Below are 14743 nucleotides of genomic sequence, written 5' to 3' on the forward strand. Positions count from 1 at the left end.
CGTGACAGCACCACGGCGCTGGCGTAAACGGTCCGGGCAATAGTCACGAGGCAAGAGGAAGCGCATGGCACAGGCACAGATCGGGTTGATCGGATTGGGCACGATGGGCGCGGCGCTGGCGCTGAACATTGCCGAAAAGGCGTGCCCCATCGCCGTCTGGAACCGCACGACAACGGTGACGCGCGGCTTTCACGCCGGGGCGGGCACGCTGGCCGATCGCATCATCCCGACCGAAAGCCTTGCCGATCTGGTCGCCGCCATCGCACGGCCCCGCGCCATCATCCTGATGGTCCCGGCGGGCGCGGCGGTGGATGACCAGCTTGACGCGCTGGCGCCCCTGCTGGACGCCGATGATCTGGTCATCGACGCGGGCAATGCCGATTTCCGCGACACCAACCGCCGCAGCGCCGCAGGCCTGCCGTTCCGCTTTCTGGGCATGGGCGTCTCGGGCGGCGAAGAGGGCGCGCGCCACGGCCCCGCGATCATGGGCGGCGGCACCGCCGCAGACTGGGCGCGCATCGCCCCGGTCATGGAGGCGATTGCCGCGCGCGCCGATGACGGCACCCCCTGCGCGGCGCGCATGGGCGATGCGGGGGCGGGCCATTTCGTCAAGATGGTCCATAACGGCATCGAATATGCCGACATGCAGATGATCGCCGAGGTCTACGGGTTGATGCGCGACGGGATGGGGCAGGAGGCCGGCGCGATTTCAGAGGTGTTTGCGGGCTGGAACCGGGGCGTGCTGCAATCCTATCTGATCGAGATTTCGGCGGCCGTGACCGCCGCGCGCGATCCGCTGACCGGCCAGCCGATGCCCGATGTGATTCTGGATCAGGCGGGCCAGAAGGGCACCGGGCGCTGGACCGCGATCGAGGCGCAGCATCTGGCCGCCCCCATCCCGGTGATCGAGGCGGCGGTGATGGCGCGCAACGTCTCGGCCCGGCTGGAAGAGCGGCGGGCGGGCGAGGCGCGCTTTGGGGCCGCCCCCCAACCCGTGACGCTGGACAGTGCCGCGCTGGAACAGGCGCTGATCGCGGGCAAGATCCTGTGCTATGCGCAGGGTTTCGCGATGATCGACGCGGCCTCGGCGCGCTTTGGCTGGACGCTGGATCTGCCGCAGATCGCGCGGGTCTGGCGGGCGGGCTGCATCATCCGCTCGGCCATGCTGAACGACATGGCCGACGCGTTGGCCCAGGACCCGGCGCGCAATCTGGTCATGGCGCCGTTCTTTGCGGATCTGGTCGAAACCGCCCTGCCGCATCTGCGTCAGGTGGTGTCGGCGGGGATTGCCGCAGGCCATGGGCTGCCCGCGCTGGCGCAGGGTCTGATCTGGTTCGACATGATGCGCAGCGCGCGCGGCACCGCCAACCTCATTCAGGCGCAGCGCGACTATTTCGGTGCGCATGGGTTTCAGCGGCTGGACGGGCAGGACGCGCCGCATGGCCCATGGGGTCAGGGCGGCTGACGACGCCACTCGGGGATCAGGCACTCAGGGATCAGGCACTCGGGGATCAGGCGCGGCCGCGCCCGATCTCGCCCAATGTCAGCACCGGCGAGGCGTCGATGCCCGCTGCGTTCAGCATCGCCGCTGCCCGCTCAAGCGAGGCGACCAGCATCGCCTGCTCCCAGTCCTGCAGGGCCTGAAAGCCCCGGACAAAATGCTGCTGCAACGCGTCGGGCGCACTGACCAGCGCCTCGGCCCCGGCATCGGTCAGGATCACCAGCAGCTGCCGCCGGTCGGTGCTGGACCTTTCGCGGATGGTGAAACCGCGCCGTTCAAGCTGATCGACCAGCGCCGTCACCGTGGCCTGACTGACGCCCATCCGGCTGGCCAGCCGCGTCGGCGTCGCCTGCCGCCCCGCCTCGCCCGCCAGCAGCTGCAGCACGCGCAGCTTGGCCGGGGTCAGCCCGACCGCCTGCGCCAGCTCACGCTCATATTGTTCGGTCGCGCGCAGAATCCGCCGGATGGCAATCAGGGCGGCGTCAGTTCGGGCAACGGGTACAGGATCGGTCATCCCGTCATTTACCATCGCTTTGCGCCGGGGATCAATCGCGGCGTCACAAAACCCACTTTCTTCGTAGAGCTAAATTATATCCTGCCCTGAGCAGCCTCCGGCAAACCATCTTCCTCAAAATTTAACAAAAAATCAAGGAAACTGCTGCCCGGACAAGAGGGTTGAAATCAGAACACAGTCTGTTTATTTAGCCAACCTAAGCAAAACAGGAATCGGACCCTATGCCCAGAGACCTCCCGCTGACCGCGCCCCCCGCCCGCCAGCTGACACTTCGCAAACCCGAGCCGACCGACGGCCCCGGAATCTGGGCGCTGATCAAAAGCTGCAAGCCGCTGGATGAGAATTCGCTTTACTGCAACCTCGTCCAGGCCGAGCATTTCAGCGATACCTGTGTGCTGGCGGAACGCGACGGCGAGATTGTCGGCTGGATTTCCGGTCACATGATCCCGAACGAAGACGCGCTGTTCATCTGGCAGGTCGCCGTCAGCTCCAAGGCGCGGGGGCTGGGGCTGGGGCGGCGGATGCTGCTGGATCTGGTGCGCCGAGAGGCGTGCAGAGAGGCACGGCACCTGAAAACCACCATCACGCGCGACAATGAGGCGTCCTGGGCCCTCTTCCGCAGCCTCGCGCGCCATCTGGGCGGCGAGATCAAGGCCAGGCCGCACTTTACGCGGGCCGATCACTTTGGCGGGCGCCACGCGACCGAACATATGGTCACGATCCCCCTGCCCCGCCGTGCCGCGCGCCTGCGCGCCGCCTGAGACAACCGGACATCAACGCAACAGACACGCGGCCACCGGCTGCGAAAGGACAGATCATGCCCAAGGATATGGCAAAGACCATCGACGACACCGACATCTTCACCCGCCGCGAAAGCGCTGCACGTTCGTATTGCCGCAGCATTCCGGCAATCTTTACCCGCGCAAGCGGATCGGTCATGCACGATGCCGACGGCGACGCCCATATCGACTTTCTGGCCGGATGTTCCTCGCTGAACTACGGCCACAATGACCCCGATATGAAGGCCGCGCTGATCGAGCATATCTCGAACGACGGCATCGCGCATGGCCTTGATCTGCACACCGACGCCAAGGCGCGCTTTCTGGACGCGTTCGAGCGTCACATCCTGACCCCGCGCGGCATGGACCACCGGGTGATGTTCACCGGCCCGACCGGCGCCAATGCGGTCGAGGCCGCGATGAAGATGGCCCGCAAGGTCACCGGCCGCACGAATATCATCGCCTTTACCAATGGCTTTCACGGCGTGACCATGGGCGCGCTGGCCGCGACCGGCAACGGCTATCACCGGGGCGGCGCGGGCATCGACACGCAGGGCGTCACCCGCCTGCCCTATGAGGGCTATGCCGCGGGCGTGGACAGCGCCGCGCTGCTGGAGCAGATGCTGTCGGACAAGTCCGGCGGCATCGACGCGCCCGCCGCGATCATGCTGGAAACCGTGCAGGGCGAGGGCGGGCTGAACGCAGCCTCGGGCGATTTCGTGCGCCGCGTGGCGGCGATTGCCAGGGACCATGGCGCGCTGCTGATCATCGACGACATTCAGGCGGGCTGTGGCCGGACCGGGCGCTTCTTCTCGTTCGAAGAGATGGGCGTGATGCCCGATCTGGTGCCGATGGCCAAGTCGATCTCGGGCTTTGGTCTGCCCATGGCGCTGGTGCTGGTGCGCCCGCAGCATGACGTGTTCGGCCCGGCCGAGCATAACGGCACCTTCCGGGGCAACACCCATGCGTTTGTCACCGCCCGCGTCGCGGTCGAAAAATTCTGGGCCGACAAGGCGTTCGAGACCGAGCTGGCCGACAAGGCCGCGCTGATCGAAAAGCGCCTGTCGGAACTGGCCGCGCTGATCCCCGGCGCCTATCTGAAGGGTCGTGGGCTGATGCGCGGCGTCGATGTGGGCTCGGGCGATCTGGCGGGCGCGATCTGCGCGCGGGCCTTCCAGAAGGGCCTGATCATCGAGACCTCGGGCAATGAGGATCAGGTGGTCAAGGTTCTTGCGCCCCTGACGACACCTGTGGATCTGTTCGGCAAGGGCTTTGACATCCTGCTGGATGCCGCCCGTGACGTTCTGGCCACCACCAAGATTGCAGCGGAGTAACATTATGATTGTGCGTAATTTCCACGACCTGAAAACCACCGACCGCGCCGTGTCGGACCAGCAATGGACCTCGGTGCGGATGCTTCTGGCCGATGACGGGATGGGGTTCTCGTTCCACATCACCACGCTGAATGCGGGATCAGAGCACCAGTTCCACTACAAGCACCATTTCGAAAGCGTCTATTGCATGTCGGGAAAGGGCTCGATCACCGATCTGGCGACCGGCGAGACGCATGCGATCGTGCCCGGCGTGATGTATGCGCTGGACCAGCACGACAAGCATGTGCTGCGCGCCGAGGACACGCTGGTCATGGCCTGCTGCTTCAACCCGCCGGTCACCGGCACCGAGGTGCACCGCGAAGACGGCAGCTACGCCCCCGCAACCGAGACGGCCTGAGCCATGGCAGACGCGACCCATACCGTTGAAAAGATCGGCGGCACCACGATGTCGCGCATCCACGAATTGCGCGACAGCCTGCTGATCCGCGACCGCCAAGCACCCTATGGCCGGGTCTTTGTCGTCTCGGCCTTTGGCGGCATCACCAATCTGCTGCTGGAGCACAAGAAGACCGGCGAGCCTGGCGTCTATGCCGCCTTTGCCGGGGGCGAGGGCGATCACGGCTGGCTGACCGCGCTGGACCGCGCGCACGCCGCCATGACCGCCGCCCATGCCGAAGTGCTGGACCATCGCGGCGATCTGGACAGCGCCGATGCCTTTGTGCGCGACCGGCTGGAGGGCGCGCGCAACTGCCTGATCGACCTGCAGCGCCTGTGTTCCTACGGCCATTTCCGCATGTCCGAGCATATGCTGAACACGCGCGAATTGCTGTCGGGTCTGGGCGAGGCGCATTCGGCCTTTGTCACAACCCTGATGCTGCAACGTGCGGGCGTGCAGGCGCGCTTTGTCGATCTGTCGGGCTGGCGCGACACCGAAGAGGTCAGCCTGGACGACCGCATCACCGGCGCCATGTCCGGCGTCGATCCGCAGACCGAGATGCCCATCGTGACCGGCTATGCGCAATGCCGCGAAGGGCTGATGCGCGAATTCGACCGCGGCTATTCCGAGGTGACATTCTCGCGGCTGGCGGCGCTGACCGGCGCGCATGAGGCGATCATCCACAAGGAATTTCACCTCAGCTCTGCCGATCCCAGGCTGGTGGGCGCCGGTGCGGTGCGCAAGCTGGGGCGCACGAATTACGACGTGGCCGACCAGCTGTCGAACCTGGGGATGGAGGCGATCCACCCCAAGGCCGCCAAGACCCTGCGCCAGTCGGGCGTGCCCCTGCGCGTCACCAACGCCTTCGAGCCGCATGATCCGGGCACGCTGATCGACGATTGCGCGCCCGACCGGGCGGCGGTCGAGATCGTCACCGGCCTCGATCTCTATGCGCTGGAGCTGTTCGAGCAGGATATGGTCGGCGTCAAAGGCTATGACGCGGCGATCATCGACACGCTGACGCGGCACAATGTGCGCATCGTGTCCAAGGTCTCGAACGCCAACACGATCACGCATTACGTCGATGCCAGCAAGAAAGTGCTGCGCCGGGTCGAGAATGATCTGGTCGGGCGGTACCCCTCGGCCAGCGTGACCTCGCGCGCGGTGGCGATGGTGGCGGCGGTGGGCCGCGATCTGGACGGGCTGGCGGTTCTCAGCCGCGGGCTGAACGCGCTGGCCGATCACGGGCTGTCGGCGATCGGCGCCAGTCAGGGCCCGCGTCAGGTCGATGTGCAGTTCATCGTCGAACGCGATGCCATGGCCGGTGCCATCAAGGCGCTGCATGGGGCGCTGGTCGAGGGCGACGCGGCGTCTGCCACCGCATCCGTCCGCGCCGCAGCATAAGGTGCAGCCGGTTCCCGCCTGTCGGGGACCGGCATTTTTTCACACGATGCGCGTCACCAGCGGGCCAAGGCCCGCGATCTCGACCCGCAGCGTCTGACCGGGGCGGCAGGCCGCGACCCCTGCGGGCGTGCCGGTATAGATCAGATCCCCCGGCGCCAGTGCCACCAGCCGCGACAGATGCGCAATGATCTGCGGTACCGGCAGGATCATCTGCGACAGATCGCCCTGCTGCCGCGTCTCGCCGTCCAGCGTCAGCGTGATCGCACCCGTGGCCATCGGCCCGGTTTCGCGGACCGGATGCAGCGCCCCGCAGGCCGCCGAATGGTCAAACCCCTTGGCCATGTCCCAGGGGCGCCCCGTGTCCTTGGCCGCAGATTGCAGGTCGCGGCGGGTAAAGTCGATCCCCGCCGCATGGCCCCAGATCAGCCCCGGCGCATCCTCGGGCGCAATATCGCGGCCTCCGCCGGAGAGGGCCACGACCAGCTCTGCCTCGAAATGCAGATCATCCGTGGCGGGCGGATAGGGCATGTCCGCGTTCCCGGTCAGCAGCGCATCGGCGGGCTTGGTGAAAAAGAACGGATCGGCGGGCGCGTGGCCCATCTCGCGCGCATGGTCGGCGTAATTGCGGCCCACGCAAAAGATACGGCGCACGGGGAACAGCCCGCCGCCTGCAACCGGAACCACAGGCCGGGCGGGGGCAGGAATGACCAGATCGCTCATTGCGCAAATACTCCTTGCCAGTCGCGAAAGCCTTTGATCTCGATGGGATTGCCGCAGGGGTCCGCAAAGAACATGGTCCGCTGCTCGCCCGGCTCGCCCTCGAAACGGATCACCGGCGGGATGTCGAAGCTGACGCCATGCGCAGACAACCGGTCGGCCAGCGCCAGCCAGTCCTCCAGCGGCAGGACAGCGCCGAAATGGGGCATCAGCACGCGATGCGCGCCGACATGGCCGGTGCGGTCGGTGGGAAAGGGCTGGCCCAGATGCAGCGACAGCTGGTGCCCGAAAAAGTCGAAATCCACCCATGTCGGGGCCGAGCGTCCCTCGGCGCAGCCCAGCACGTTGCCATAAAAGGCGCGTGCGGCATCGAGGTCGGTGACATGAATGGCAAGATGGAACAGTGATCGCATGGCGTCCTCCTGTTCCGGGAATAGCGCAGCGGCGCGCGGGGCGCCACTGCACAGTGTGCATCCCTATAGCGAGGACATCAGCGTGGCTGACCGGTCGTCGGGTCCAGACGCACTTTCACCTCGCGGCCATCAGCCGTGTAATACTCGACCTCGTAATAACCGTCATCGTCCCAATCCACCTCGTCGATAAAGGCCAGATCGGCACCGACATCCTGTTCCAGCGTGGACAGGATCTGCGACAGCGGCATGGCATCCGCAGGCGGGCGATCCTGCGCCAAAAGCGCGGTAGGGGCCATCAGCATCGCGGCAAGGGGCAACATCAATCGCATGGTCGTCTCCTTCATTGCGGTCGTTCGGCAAGGGCAACCCTGACAGCGGGTCAACGGTTCCAGCGGCGCGCAGCCCCTTGCGGCAGTCCGGCACCGGCCCTATATTGGGCCTGTCCGGAGCAATCCGGACTATGGACATAAACGCGCTCGTAATACGCGGATCGGACCCGGGGGCGGTACCCGGCGACTCCACCAACACACCCTTCATTGGGGGCGAATGGGGTCGAAACAGGATCGACGAACGTCTAAAGGGGTTATGCTTTGTCTCGGTGAGCTACTACCGTTATCGGTGCAAAACGTACAGTTGCCAATGACAACCGTGCTCCGGTCGCTCTGGCTGCGTAAGCAGTTCGAGAGATCGAAAACTAAGCCCTTGCGCCTAGCAGCGTAAGGCGGGGCCCGCAGGAGCCTGGCAACAGAATCCTGCACCTTCCCCCCTCTTGAAACAGCGCCCGAAACCCGTGCGCCCCCCTTTTCATCCCCCGCCATATGCCTATGCTTGGCCACCAAGGCAGATAGGGTAATGACATGGCGCGATCCGGGATAGATTATGGCGGGATGATGCATCGCGCGATGCAGGGGCTGATCGCCGAGGTCTTGCGCAAGATCGCGACCGAGGGTCTGCCGGGCGAGCACCACTTCTTTATCACCTTCGACACGCAGGATCCCGGCGTCGACATGGCCGACTGGCTGCGTCAACGCTATCCCGAGGAAATGACCATCGTCATCCAGCACTGGTTCGACAATCTGACGGTGGACAAGGACGGCTTTACCATCACGCTGAATTTCGGCAACTCGCCCGAGCCGATGCGCATCCCCTTTGGCGCGCTGCGCACCTTCGTTGACCCGTCGGTCGAATTCGGCCTGCGATTCGAGACGCAGGACGGCGATGACGACGAGGATGAAGACGAAGACGCCGCCTATGAGCTGGACGCCGGGGACGGCGATGGCGACGACACGCCCCCCGGTGGTGGCGGAGAGGTCGTGAGGCTGGACCGCTGGCGCAAATAGGCACGCACAGGCACGTCATGCGCGGATTGTCGGCCTTTCCCATCACCCCCACCACGCCAACGGGCGAGGTGATCGAGGCCGATCTGCGCCGCATTCTGGCCCGGCTGACCCGTGCGCAGGTCGATTCGATCGGCTTGCTGGGCAGCACCGGCGGCTATGCCTATCTGACCCCCGATCAGCGCAAGCGCGCGCTGGAGATTGCGCTGGATGCCGTGGGCGGGCGGGTGCCGGTGATCGTGGGCATCGGCGCGCTGCGCAGTGACGATTGCGTCGCGCTGGCCCGGCATGCGGCGGATGCGGGCGCGCAGGGCCTGCTGCTGGCGCCGGTCAGCTATACGCCGCTGACCGGGGATGAGCTGTTCGCCCATTACCAGACGGTTGCCGGGGCCAGCGACCTGCCCTTGTGCATCTACAACAACCCCTCGACCACGCATGTCACCTTTGCCCCGGCGCTGCTGGCCCGGATCGCGGCGCTGCCCAATGTGGCGGCGGTCAAGATGCCGCTGCCCGCCTCGGGCGACATCGCCGCCGAAATCGCCGCCCTGCGCCCGATCCTGCCCGAGGGTTTCGTGATCGGCTATAGCGGCGACTGGGGCTGCACGCGGGCGCTGCTGGACCGGGCCGATACGTGGTTCAGCGTTGCGGCGGGTCTGTGGCCCGACAGCACGCTGACCCTCTCTTGTGCCGCCAGCGCGGGCGACGCGCGCGGCACTGCCGCGACCGAACAACGGTTTCAGCCGATCTGGGACCTGTTCCGCCGCTATGGCAGCCTGCGCGTCGTTCATGCCGCCGCCCGCCTGATGGACCTGACCGAGGCGCAGCCGCCGCGCCCGATCCTGCCCCTGCCCGATGACGCCCTGCCCCTGCTGCGCACAGCGATCCGCGCGCTGGACGACTGAGGCCATGTTAGCGACGGCATGCCATCGCATACGAATTGCGTCCCGGCCCGCCAGCCGCTAAACCCCTCCCGAAACCGTGAGGGAGCGACCCGATGACCAAGACCCGCACCGAAACCGACAGCTTTGGCCCGCTGGAGGTTGATGCCTCGAAATACTGGGGCGCGCAGACGCAGCGTTCGATCATCAATTTCCCCATCGGCTGGGAACGCCAGCCCGTCCCGATCATCCGCGCCCTGGGGGCCATCAAGCTGGCCGCCGCCCGCGTGAACCGCGCCACGGGCGATCTGCCGGGCGATCTGGCGGACGCGATGGAACAGGCCGCGACCGAGGTGTTTCAGGGCCGCTTCGACGACAACTTCCCGTTGGTCGTCTGGCAGACCGGCTCGGGCACGCAGTCGAACATGAACGCCAATGAGGTCGTCAGCAACCGCGCGATCGAGATCATGGGCGGCGAGATGGGCAGCAAGTCCCCCGTCCATCCCAATGATCACTGCAATATGGGCCAGTCCTCGAACGACACCTTCCCGACCGCGATGCATATCGCCATCGCCATGCTGGCCCGCGACGTGCTGCTGCCGGGTCTGGACAAGCTGGCCGCCGCGCTGGAGGCGAAATCGGCCGAGTTCAGGGACATCATCAAGATCGGCCGCACCCATACGCAGGATGCCACGCCGCTGACTTTGGGGCAGGAATTCGGCGGCTATGCCCATCAGGTCCGCAAGGGGATCGAACGGGTGCGCGCCTGCCTGCCCGACATCTACGAGCTGGCGCAGGGTGGCACCGCCGTCGGCACCGGGCTGAACACCCGCAAGGGCTGGGACACGGCGATTGCCGCCGAGATTGCGGCGATCACCGATCTGCCCTTTGTCACCGCGCCGAACAAGTTCGAGGCGCTGGCCGCACATGACGCGATGGTCATGTTCTCGGGCGCGCTGAAGACGGTTGCGGGCTCGCTGTTCAAGATCGCCAATGACATGCGGCTGCTGGGCTCTGGCCCCCGCTCGGGTCTGGGCGAGTTGATCCTGCCGGAAAACGAGCCGGGCAGCTCGATCATGCCGGGCAAGGTCAACCCGACGCAGGCCGAGGCGCTGACCATGGTTTGTGCGCATGTGATGGGCAACGACGCCGCCGTGGGCTTTGCCGGAAGTCAAGGCCATTTCGAGCTGAACGTCTATAACCCGATGATGTCCTACAATGTTCTGCAATCCATGCAGCTTCTGGGCGATGCGGCCAGCAGCTTTACCGACAACATGGTGGTGGGCACGCAGGCCAATGTCGCGCGGATCGACAAGCTGATGAAGGAATCGCTGATGCTGGTGACGGCGCTGGCACCGACCATCGGCTATGACAACGCCACCAAGGTCGCCAAGACCGCCCACAAGAACGGCACCACCCTGCGCGAAGAGGCGATCGCGCTTGGCTTTGTCGATGGCGAGACCTTTGACCGCGTCGTCCGCCCCGAGGACATGATCAGCCCCAGGGGCTGAGCCACCCTCTTGACCTGATCCCTGCGGGGCGCGCTATGCTTGGCGCGCCCCGTTCGCGTATCCCCAAAGGCCCGCCATGACCAAGCCGATCAACCTGCGCCAGATCCGCAAGCAGCGCGCCCGCGACGAAAAGCGCGCGGCAGGCGATGCGAATGCCGCCCGCCACGGCGAGGCCCGCCCTCTGCGCGAGGCCCGCAAGGCCGAGGCCGACCGTGCCGCCCGCGCCCATGACGCGCATCGTCGTGATGATTGAGCTGCCGCCGATGGCGACGCCGCGAAAGCGGTCGGTCATGCTGGACGGCCACGCCACCTCGGTTTCGCTTGAGGATGCGTTCTGGCGCGCGCTGGCCGCCGAGGCGCAGGCGCAGGGCGTTACCCGCACGGCGCTGATCGGGCTGATCGACCACGCCCGCCCCCCCGATGTGGGGCTGGCCACGGCGCTGCGCCTGTTCGTGCTGGACCGCGCGCAAAAAGCCTAGCGCCGCAGCCGCGCGATCAGCGACGAGGTGTCCCAGCGGCCCCCGCCCATGCCCTGCACCTCCTTGTAGAACTGATCCACCAGCGCGGTGACCGGCAGCGGGGCGCCGATCTCCTCGGCGGTGGCAAGGCAGATCGCCAGATCCTTGCGCATCCAGTCCACGGCAAAACCATGCTCGAAATGCCCCTCTGCCATGGTCTTGTGGCGGTTGGCCATCTGCCAGCTGCCGGCGGCGCCCTGGCTGATCACCTCGACCAGCAGCGCCGTGTCCAGCCCGGCGCGTTCGGCGAACTCCAGCGATTCGGACAGGCCCTGCACCAGCCCGGCAATGGCGATCTGGTTGCACATCTTGGCCATCTGGCCCGCGCCCACATCGCCCATGCGGCGACAGATCCGGGCATAGGCGTCGATCACCGGCGCCGCGCGGTCATAATCGGCAGGCGCCCCGCCGCACATCACCGACAGGATGCCGCCCTCGGCCCCCGCCTGCCCGCCCGAGACCGGCGCATCGACATAGCCGATGCCCCCCGCCTGTGCCGCCGCCGCCAGTTCGCGCGTGACCCGCGCCGAAACCGTGGTGTGATCCACAAAGACCGCGCCCGGCCCCATGCCCGCGAATGCGCCGTCATCGCCCAGACAGACAGACCGCAGGTCGTCGTCATTGCCCACGCAGGCCATCACGAAATCCGCGCCTGCCGCCGCCTCGCGCGGGGTCGGCGCCGCGTGGCCGCCATGCTTTTCAACCCAGGCTTCGGCCTTGGCCGGGCTGCGGTTATAGACCACCACCTCATGGCCTGCCGCCGCCAGATGCCCCGCCATCGGAAAGCCCATCACCCCCAGCCCCAGAAATGCCGTCTTCGCCATGTCGCACCCTTTTTGCCGTGATTTGCCAATCGCGCCCCGCGCGTTGAACTGGCCGCCGGGCTGGCTTATGGAGCCTAAGCATCATCCGATGCGCGCCGGGGTCAATCCCCCCTTACCGCCTGTCATACCGCCAACCAGCCCAAGGATCTGCCCCACATGCTGACCATGTTTCGCTGGCTGCTGCGGCTGACCGTTGGCCTGATCGTGCTGGCGGTTCTGGCCGGGGTGCTGACCTGGTATTTCGCCGTCCGCTCGCTGCCCGATTACAACGCCACCTACCGGGTCGAGGGCATCTCGGCCCCGGTCGAGATCGTCCGCTCGACCGAGAACGTCCCCCATATTTTCGGCGCCAGCGATGCGGATGTGTTCTTTGCCCTGGGCCTTGCCCATGCGCAGGACCGGCTGTTCCAGATGACGCTGCTGCGGCGTGCGGCGCAGGGGCGGCTGGCCGAGGTGCAGGGACCGCGCGCCCTTCCCGCCGATGATCTGGCGCGCAGGCTGGGGCTATACCGCCACGCCCGCGCCTCGCTAGAGGTACAGGACGAGGCCACCCGCGCGGCGCTGGCGGCCTATGCGGCGGGGGTGAACCAGTGGATCGGCATCGTGAATTCCGGCGCCAGGGGCCGGGGCGCGCCGGAATTCTTCCTGTTCCCCGATGAAATCTCGTACTGGCAGCCCGCCGATTCGCTGGCGATCCTGAAACTGCTGGCCGCCAGCACCACCACCGCCGCCCAGGACGAGATCCTGCGCGCGCGCCTGTCGCTGGCATGGCCCGAACATGGCCCCGAGCTGGTCCGGCGCGCGGGCATCCCGGCCAACCTGCCCCGCTATGCCGACCTGTTCCCCGAGGCGCGCTTTGGCAATCCCGAACGCCATCTGGACAGCGATGCCATCCGCGATCCGCTGTCCTATCTGCGCCCCGGCCTTGGTCTTGGCGCCAACAGCTTCGCCGCCGCCCCCCGGCGCACCACCGGCGACAGCACGCTGCTGGCCAACGACCTGCATGGCAAGCTGACGGCGCCCTCGCTCTATTACCTCGCACGGCTGGAACTGGTCAGCGGCGGCGTGGTCGGCGCCACCATCCCCGGCCTGCCGCTGGTGCTGTCGGGCCGCAATCCGCATCTGGCCTGGGCGCTGACCCCTGCCGCAATCGACGACGCCGACATTGTCATCGAAGAGGTCCAGCCCGGCAATCCTGACCGCTATCTCGGTCCCGACGGCTGGCTGAATTTCGACACGCGGCGCGAGGTGATCCGGGTGCTGGACGGCACTGACCAGACCATCACCCTGCGCGACAGCCGCAATGGCCCCGTCGTGCCGGGGCTGGAGCCGGGGCTGCGCGACGTGACCCCCATCGGCCATGTCGCGGCGCTGCGCTGGACCGGCCTGTCGCCGCGCGACACGACAATGTCGGCGCTGATGGGGCTGATGCGCGCCCCGGATCAGGACGCGGCTGCGCGCGCCCTGCACGGCGTCGTGGCGCCGGCGCTGACGGTCCTGCTGGCCGCCGAGGGCGCGGTCAGCACCAGCATCGCGGGCGCGCTGCCCCAGCGTGGTGGCGACCATCCCTCCGGCGGGGCACTGCCCGCACCGGGATGGCAGAGGCAGGCCGAATGGCAGGGCGTGACCACGCTTGCGAACAGCCCGGCCTCCCCCGACAGCGGCGTGGCGCTGGCGACAGAAGAGCCGGGCCGCGACGGCCTGCGCCGCAGCCGTCTGATCCGGCTGCTGGACGACCGCGAGGTCCATTCGCGCGACAGCTTCATCGCCGCCCAGCTTGACACCGTCAGCCCGGCGGCCCGCGCCCTGTTGCCGCTGGTGGGCGCCAACCTGTGGTTCACCGGAGATCCCGCAGCCCCCGGCACCGCCGAACGTCAGCGACAGGACGCGCTGGCCCTGCTGGCCGAATGGGACGGCGCGATGAACGAACACCTGCCCGAGCCGATGCTCTACACCGCATGGATGGCCGCGCTTCAGGACCGCCTGATCCGGGACGAGCTGGGCCCGCTGGCCGATGACATCACGCAGCTGCACCCGGCGTTCATCGACTCGGTGTTCCGCAATCGCGGCGGCGCAGGGCGCTGGTGCGACATCGTGCAAAGCGCGGCAACCGAAGACTGCACCACCATTGCCCGTCAGGCGCTGGACCGCGCGATCCTCGATCTGACCGACCGCTTCGGCCCCGATGTGGCCAGCTGGCGCTGGGGCGATCTGCATCAGGCGCGCCACCTCCATCCGGGTCTCGGGCGCCTGCCGGCACTGGGCTGGATCACCAATATCACCCAGTCGATCTCGGGCGGCGAATTCACCGTGGCGCGCAGCGGCCTCTTCGGTCAGGGCACGGCGCCGTTTCAGGCCTCGGGCGGGGCGGGCTTCCGCGGCGTCTACGATCTGGCCGATCCCGACAGCTCGGTCTTCATCATCTCGACCGGCCAGTCCGGCCACCCGCTGTCGCGCCATTACGACGATCTGGCCGGGCTGTGGCGGCGCGGCGAATATATCGGCATGTCGCTCGACCCGGCACTGGCCCGCGCGGCCTCGGTCGGAACGACAACCCTCATCCCCCTGAACTGACCC

The 14743-nt window shown here is 67.1% G+C and carries 16 protein-coding genes and 1 other RNA gene; 12 read left to right on the plus strand and 5 right to left on the minus strand.

Annotated elements, in window-relative coordinates; all coding sequences use genetic code 11:
* Positions 1 to 64: 64 nt before the first annotated feature.
* Entirely contained in the window at positions 65 to 1465 is a 1401-nt protein-coding gene (gndA, locus tag ACK41U_RS02215) for an NADP-dependent phosphogluconate dehydrogenase (RefSeq protein ID WP_409675297.1), read from the plus strand.
* Positions 1466 to 1511: 46 nt separating this feature from the next.
* On the opposite strand, the gene ACK41U_RS02220 is transcribed toward gndA, so the two are convergent.
* A complete protein-coding gene (locus ACK41U_RS02220; protein WP_409675300.1) occupies positions 1512 to 2015 on the minus strand; it encodes a MarR family winged helix-turn-helix transcriptional regulator in 504 nt (167 codons plus the stop codon).
* Positions 2016 to 2236: 221 nt separating this feature from the next.
* On the opposite strand from ACK41U_RS02220, the gene ectA reads away from it, so the two are divergent.
* From ectA to ACK41U_RS02240, 4 genes are read left to right on the plus strand one after another with little or no spacing between them, the layout of a single operon-like run.
* Entirely contained in the window at positions 2237 to 2776 is a 540-nt protein-coding gene (gene ectA, locus ACK41U_RS02225; RefSeq protein ID WP_409675303.1) for a diaminobutyrate acetyltransferase, read from the plus strand.
* A 56-nt stretch (positions 2777 to 2832) separates the two neighbouring features.
* The gene (ectB, locus tag ACK41U_RS02230; protein ID WP_409675306.1) at positions 2833 to 4128 is read left to right on the plus strand and encodes a diaminobutyrate--2-oxoglutarate transaminase; all 1296 of its coding nucleotides are present in this window, start codon (positions 2833 to 2835) and stop codon (positions 4126 to 4128) included.
* Positions 4129 to 4132: 4 nt separating this feature from the next.
* Entirely contained in the window at positions 4133 to 4525 is a 393-nt protein-coding gene (locus ACK41U_RS02235; RefSeq protein WP_409675309.1) for an ectoine synthase, read from the plus strand.
* 3 nt (positions 4526 to 4528) lie between these two features.
* Positions 4529 to 5968, plus strand: coding sequence for an aspartate kinase (locus tag ACK41U_RS02240; RefSeq protein WP_409675312.1), 1440 nt, complete (start codon positions 4529 to 4531; stop codon positions 5966 to 5968).
* Positions 5969 to 6007: 39 nt separating this feature from the next.
* Here ACK41U_RS02240 and ACK41U_RS02245 read toward each other — a convergent pair whose 3' ends face one another.
* The 3 genes from ACK41U_RS02245 to ACK41U_RS02255 form a co-directional block, all read right to left on the minus strand.
* On the minus strand, positions 6008 to 6688 hold the full coding sequence (locus ACK41U_RS02245) for a fumarylacetoacetate hydrolase family protein (protein WP_409675315.1): 681 nt from the start codon (positions 6686 to 6688) through the stop codon (positions 6008 to 6010).
* Positions 6685 to 7098 carry a VOC family protein gene (locus tag ACK41U_RS02250; RefSeq protein ID WP_409675318.1) on the minus strand — a complete coding sequence of 138 codons (414 nt, stop codon included), beginning with the start codon at positions 7096 to 7098 and terminating at the stop codon, positions 6685 to 6687. The genes ACK41U_RS02245 and ACK41U_RS02250 overlap by 4 nt, the downstream gene beginning before the upstream one ends.
* Before the next feature lie 77 nt (positions 7099 to 7175).
* Positions 7176 to 7427: a PepSY domain-containing protein gene (locus ACK41U_RS02255; RefSeq protein ID WP_409675321.1), complete on the minus strand. Its 252-nt coding sequence runs from the start codon at positions 7425 to 7427 to the stop codon at positions 7176 to 7178.
* Positions 7428 to 7500: 73 nt separating this feature from the next.
* Here ACK41U_RS02255 and ssrA point away from each other — a divergent pair.
* From ssrA to ACK41U_RS02285, 6 genes are all read left to right on the plus strand, one after another.
* Positions 7501 to 7857, plus strand: a transfer-messenger RNA (tmRNA) gene (gene ssrA, locus ACK41U_RS02260).
* A gap of 98 nt (positions 7858 to 7955) precedes the next feature.
* A complete protein-coding gene (locus tag ACK41U_RS02265) occupies positions 7956 to 8438 on the plus strand; it encodes an SspB family protein (RefSeq protein ID WP_409675324.1) in 483 nt (160 codons plus the stop codon).
* Positions 8439 to 8455: 17 nt separating this feature from the next.
* Positions 8456 to 9337, plus strand: coding sequence for a dihydrodipicolinate synthase family protein (locus tag ACK41U_RS02270; RefSeq protein WP_409675327.1), 882 nt, complete (start codon positions 8456 to 8458; stop codon positions 9335 to 9337).
* 92 nt (positions 9338 to 9429) lie between these two features.
* Positions 9430 to 10824: a class II fumarate hydratase gene (gene fumC / locus ACK41U_RS02275; RefSeq protein WP_409675330.1), complete on the plus strand. Its 1395-nt coding sequence runs from the start codon at positions 9430 to 9432 to the stop codon at positions 10822 to 10824.
* A 76-nt stretch (positions 10825 to 10900) separates the two neighbouring features.
* Positions 10901 to 11077, plus strand: a complete 177-nt coding sequence (locus tag ACK41U_RS02280; protein WP_409675333.1) for a DUF4169 family protein — start codon at positions 10901 to 10903, stop codon at positions 11075 to 11077.
* Complete coding sequence (locus ACK41U_RS02285; RefSeq protein ID WP_409675336.1) at positions 11070 to 11303, plus strand: ribbon-helix-helix domain-containing protein; 234 nt, start codon at positions 11070 to 11072, stop codon at positions 11301 to 11303. The genes ACK41U_RS02280 and ACK41U_RS02285 overlap by 8 nt, the downstream gene beginning before the upstream one ends.
* Here ACK41U_RS02285 and ACK41U_RS02290 read toward each other — a convergent pair.
* On the minus strand, positions 11300 to 12166 hold the full coding sequence (locus ACK41U_RS02290; protein ID WP_409675339.1) for an NAD(P)-dependent oxidoreductase: 867 nt from the start codon (positions 12164 to 12166) through the stop codon (positions 11300 to 11302). The genes ACK41U_RS02285 and ACK41U_RS02290 overlap by 4 nt on opposite strands.
* A 156-nt stretch (positions 12167 to 12322) precedes the next feature.
* On the opposite strand from ACK41U_RS02290, the gene ACK41U_RS02295 reads away from it, so the two are divergent.
* Positions 12323 to 14740 carry a penicillin acylase family protein gene (locus ACK41U_RS02295; protein WP_409675342.1) on the plus strand — a complete coding sequence of 806 codons (2418 nt, stop codon included), beginning with the start codon at positions 12323 to 12325 and terminating at the stop codon, positions 14738 to 14740.
* Positions 14741 to 14743: the final 3 nt, after the last annotated feature.

This window comes from Paracoccus sp. (in: a-proteobacteria) (assembly GCF_046289755.1).
In the GTDB taxonomy this organism is placed as follows: domain Bacteria; phylum Pseudomonadota; class Alphaproteobacteria; order Rhodobacterales; family Rhodobacteraceae; genus Paracoccus.

What these genes read in the sequence shown, in the direction of transcription:
- gndA (WP_409675297.1), top strand. Translation starts at nt 65, where the DNA reads ATGGCACAGGCACAGATCGGGTTGATCGGATTGGGCACGATGGGCGCG.
- ACK41U_RS02220 (WP_409675300.1), bottom strand. Translation starts at nt 2,015, where the DNA reads ATGACCGATCCTGTACCCGTTGCCCGAACTGACGCCGCCCTGATTGCC.
- ectA (WP_409675303.1), top strand. Translation starts at nt 2,237, where the DNA reads ATGCCCAGAGACCTCCCGCTGACCGCGCCCCCCGCCCGCCAGCTGACA.
- ectB (WP_409675306.1), top strand. Translation starts at nt 2,833, where the DNA reads ATGCCCAAGGATATGGCAAAGACCATCGACGACACCGACATCTTCACC.
- ACK41U_RS02235 (WP_409675309.1), top strand. Translation starts at nt 4,133, where the DNA reads ATGATTGTGCGTAATTTCCACGACCTGAAAACCACCGACCGCGCCGTG.
- ACK41U_RS02240 (WP_409675312.1), top strand. Translation starts at nt 4,529, where the DNA reads ATGGCAGACGCGACCCATACCGTTGAAAAGATCGGCGGCACCACGATG.
- ACK41U_RS02245 (WP_409675315.1), bottom strand. Translation starts at nt 6,688, where the DNA reads ATGAGCGATCTGGTCATTCCTGCCCCCGCCCGGCCTGTGGTTCCGGTT.
- ACK41U_RS02250 (WP_409675318.1), bottom strand. Translation starts at nt 7,098, where the DNA reads ATGCGATCACTGTTCCATCTTGCCATTCATGTCACCGACCTCGATGCC.
- ACK41U_RS02255 (WP_409675321.1), bottom strand. Translation starts at nt 7,427, where the DNA reads ATGCGATTGATGTTGCCCCTTGCCGCGATGCTGATGGCCCCTACCGCG.
- ACK41U_RS02265 (WP_409675324.1), top strand. Translation starts at nt 7,956, where the DNA reads ATGGCGCGATCCGGGATAGATTATGGCGGGATGATGCATCGCGCGATG.
- ACK41U_RS02270 (WP_409675327.1), top strand. Translation starts at nt 8,456, where the DNA reads ATGCGCGGATTGTCGGCCTTTCCCATCACCCCCACCACGCCAACGGGC.
- fumC (WP_409675330.1), top strand. Translation starts at nt 9,430, where the DNA reads ATGACCAAGACCCGCACCGAAACCGACAGCTTTGGCCCGCTGGAGGTT.
- ACK41U_RS02280 (WP_409675333.1), top strand. Translation starts at nt 10,901, where the DNA reads ATGACCAAGCCGATCAACCTGCGCCAGATCCGCAAGCAGCGCGCCCGC.
- ACK41U_RS02285 (WP_409675336.1), top strand. Translation starts at nt 11,070, where the DNA reads ATGATTGAGCTGCCGCCGATGGCGACGCCGCGAAAGCGGTCGGTCATG.
- ACK41U_RS02290 (WP_409675339.1), bottom strand. Translation starts at nt 12,166, where the DNA reads ATGGCGAAGACGGCATTTCTGGGGCTGGGGGTGATGGGCTTTCCGATG.
- ACK41U_RS02295 (WP_409675342.1), top strand. Translation starts at nt 12,323, where the DNA reads ATGCTGACCATGTTTCGCTGGCTGCTGCGGCTGACCGTTGGCCTGATC.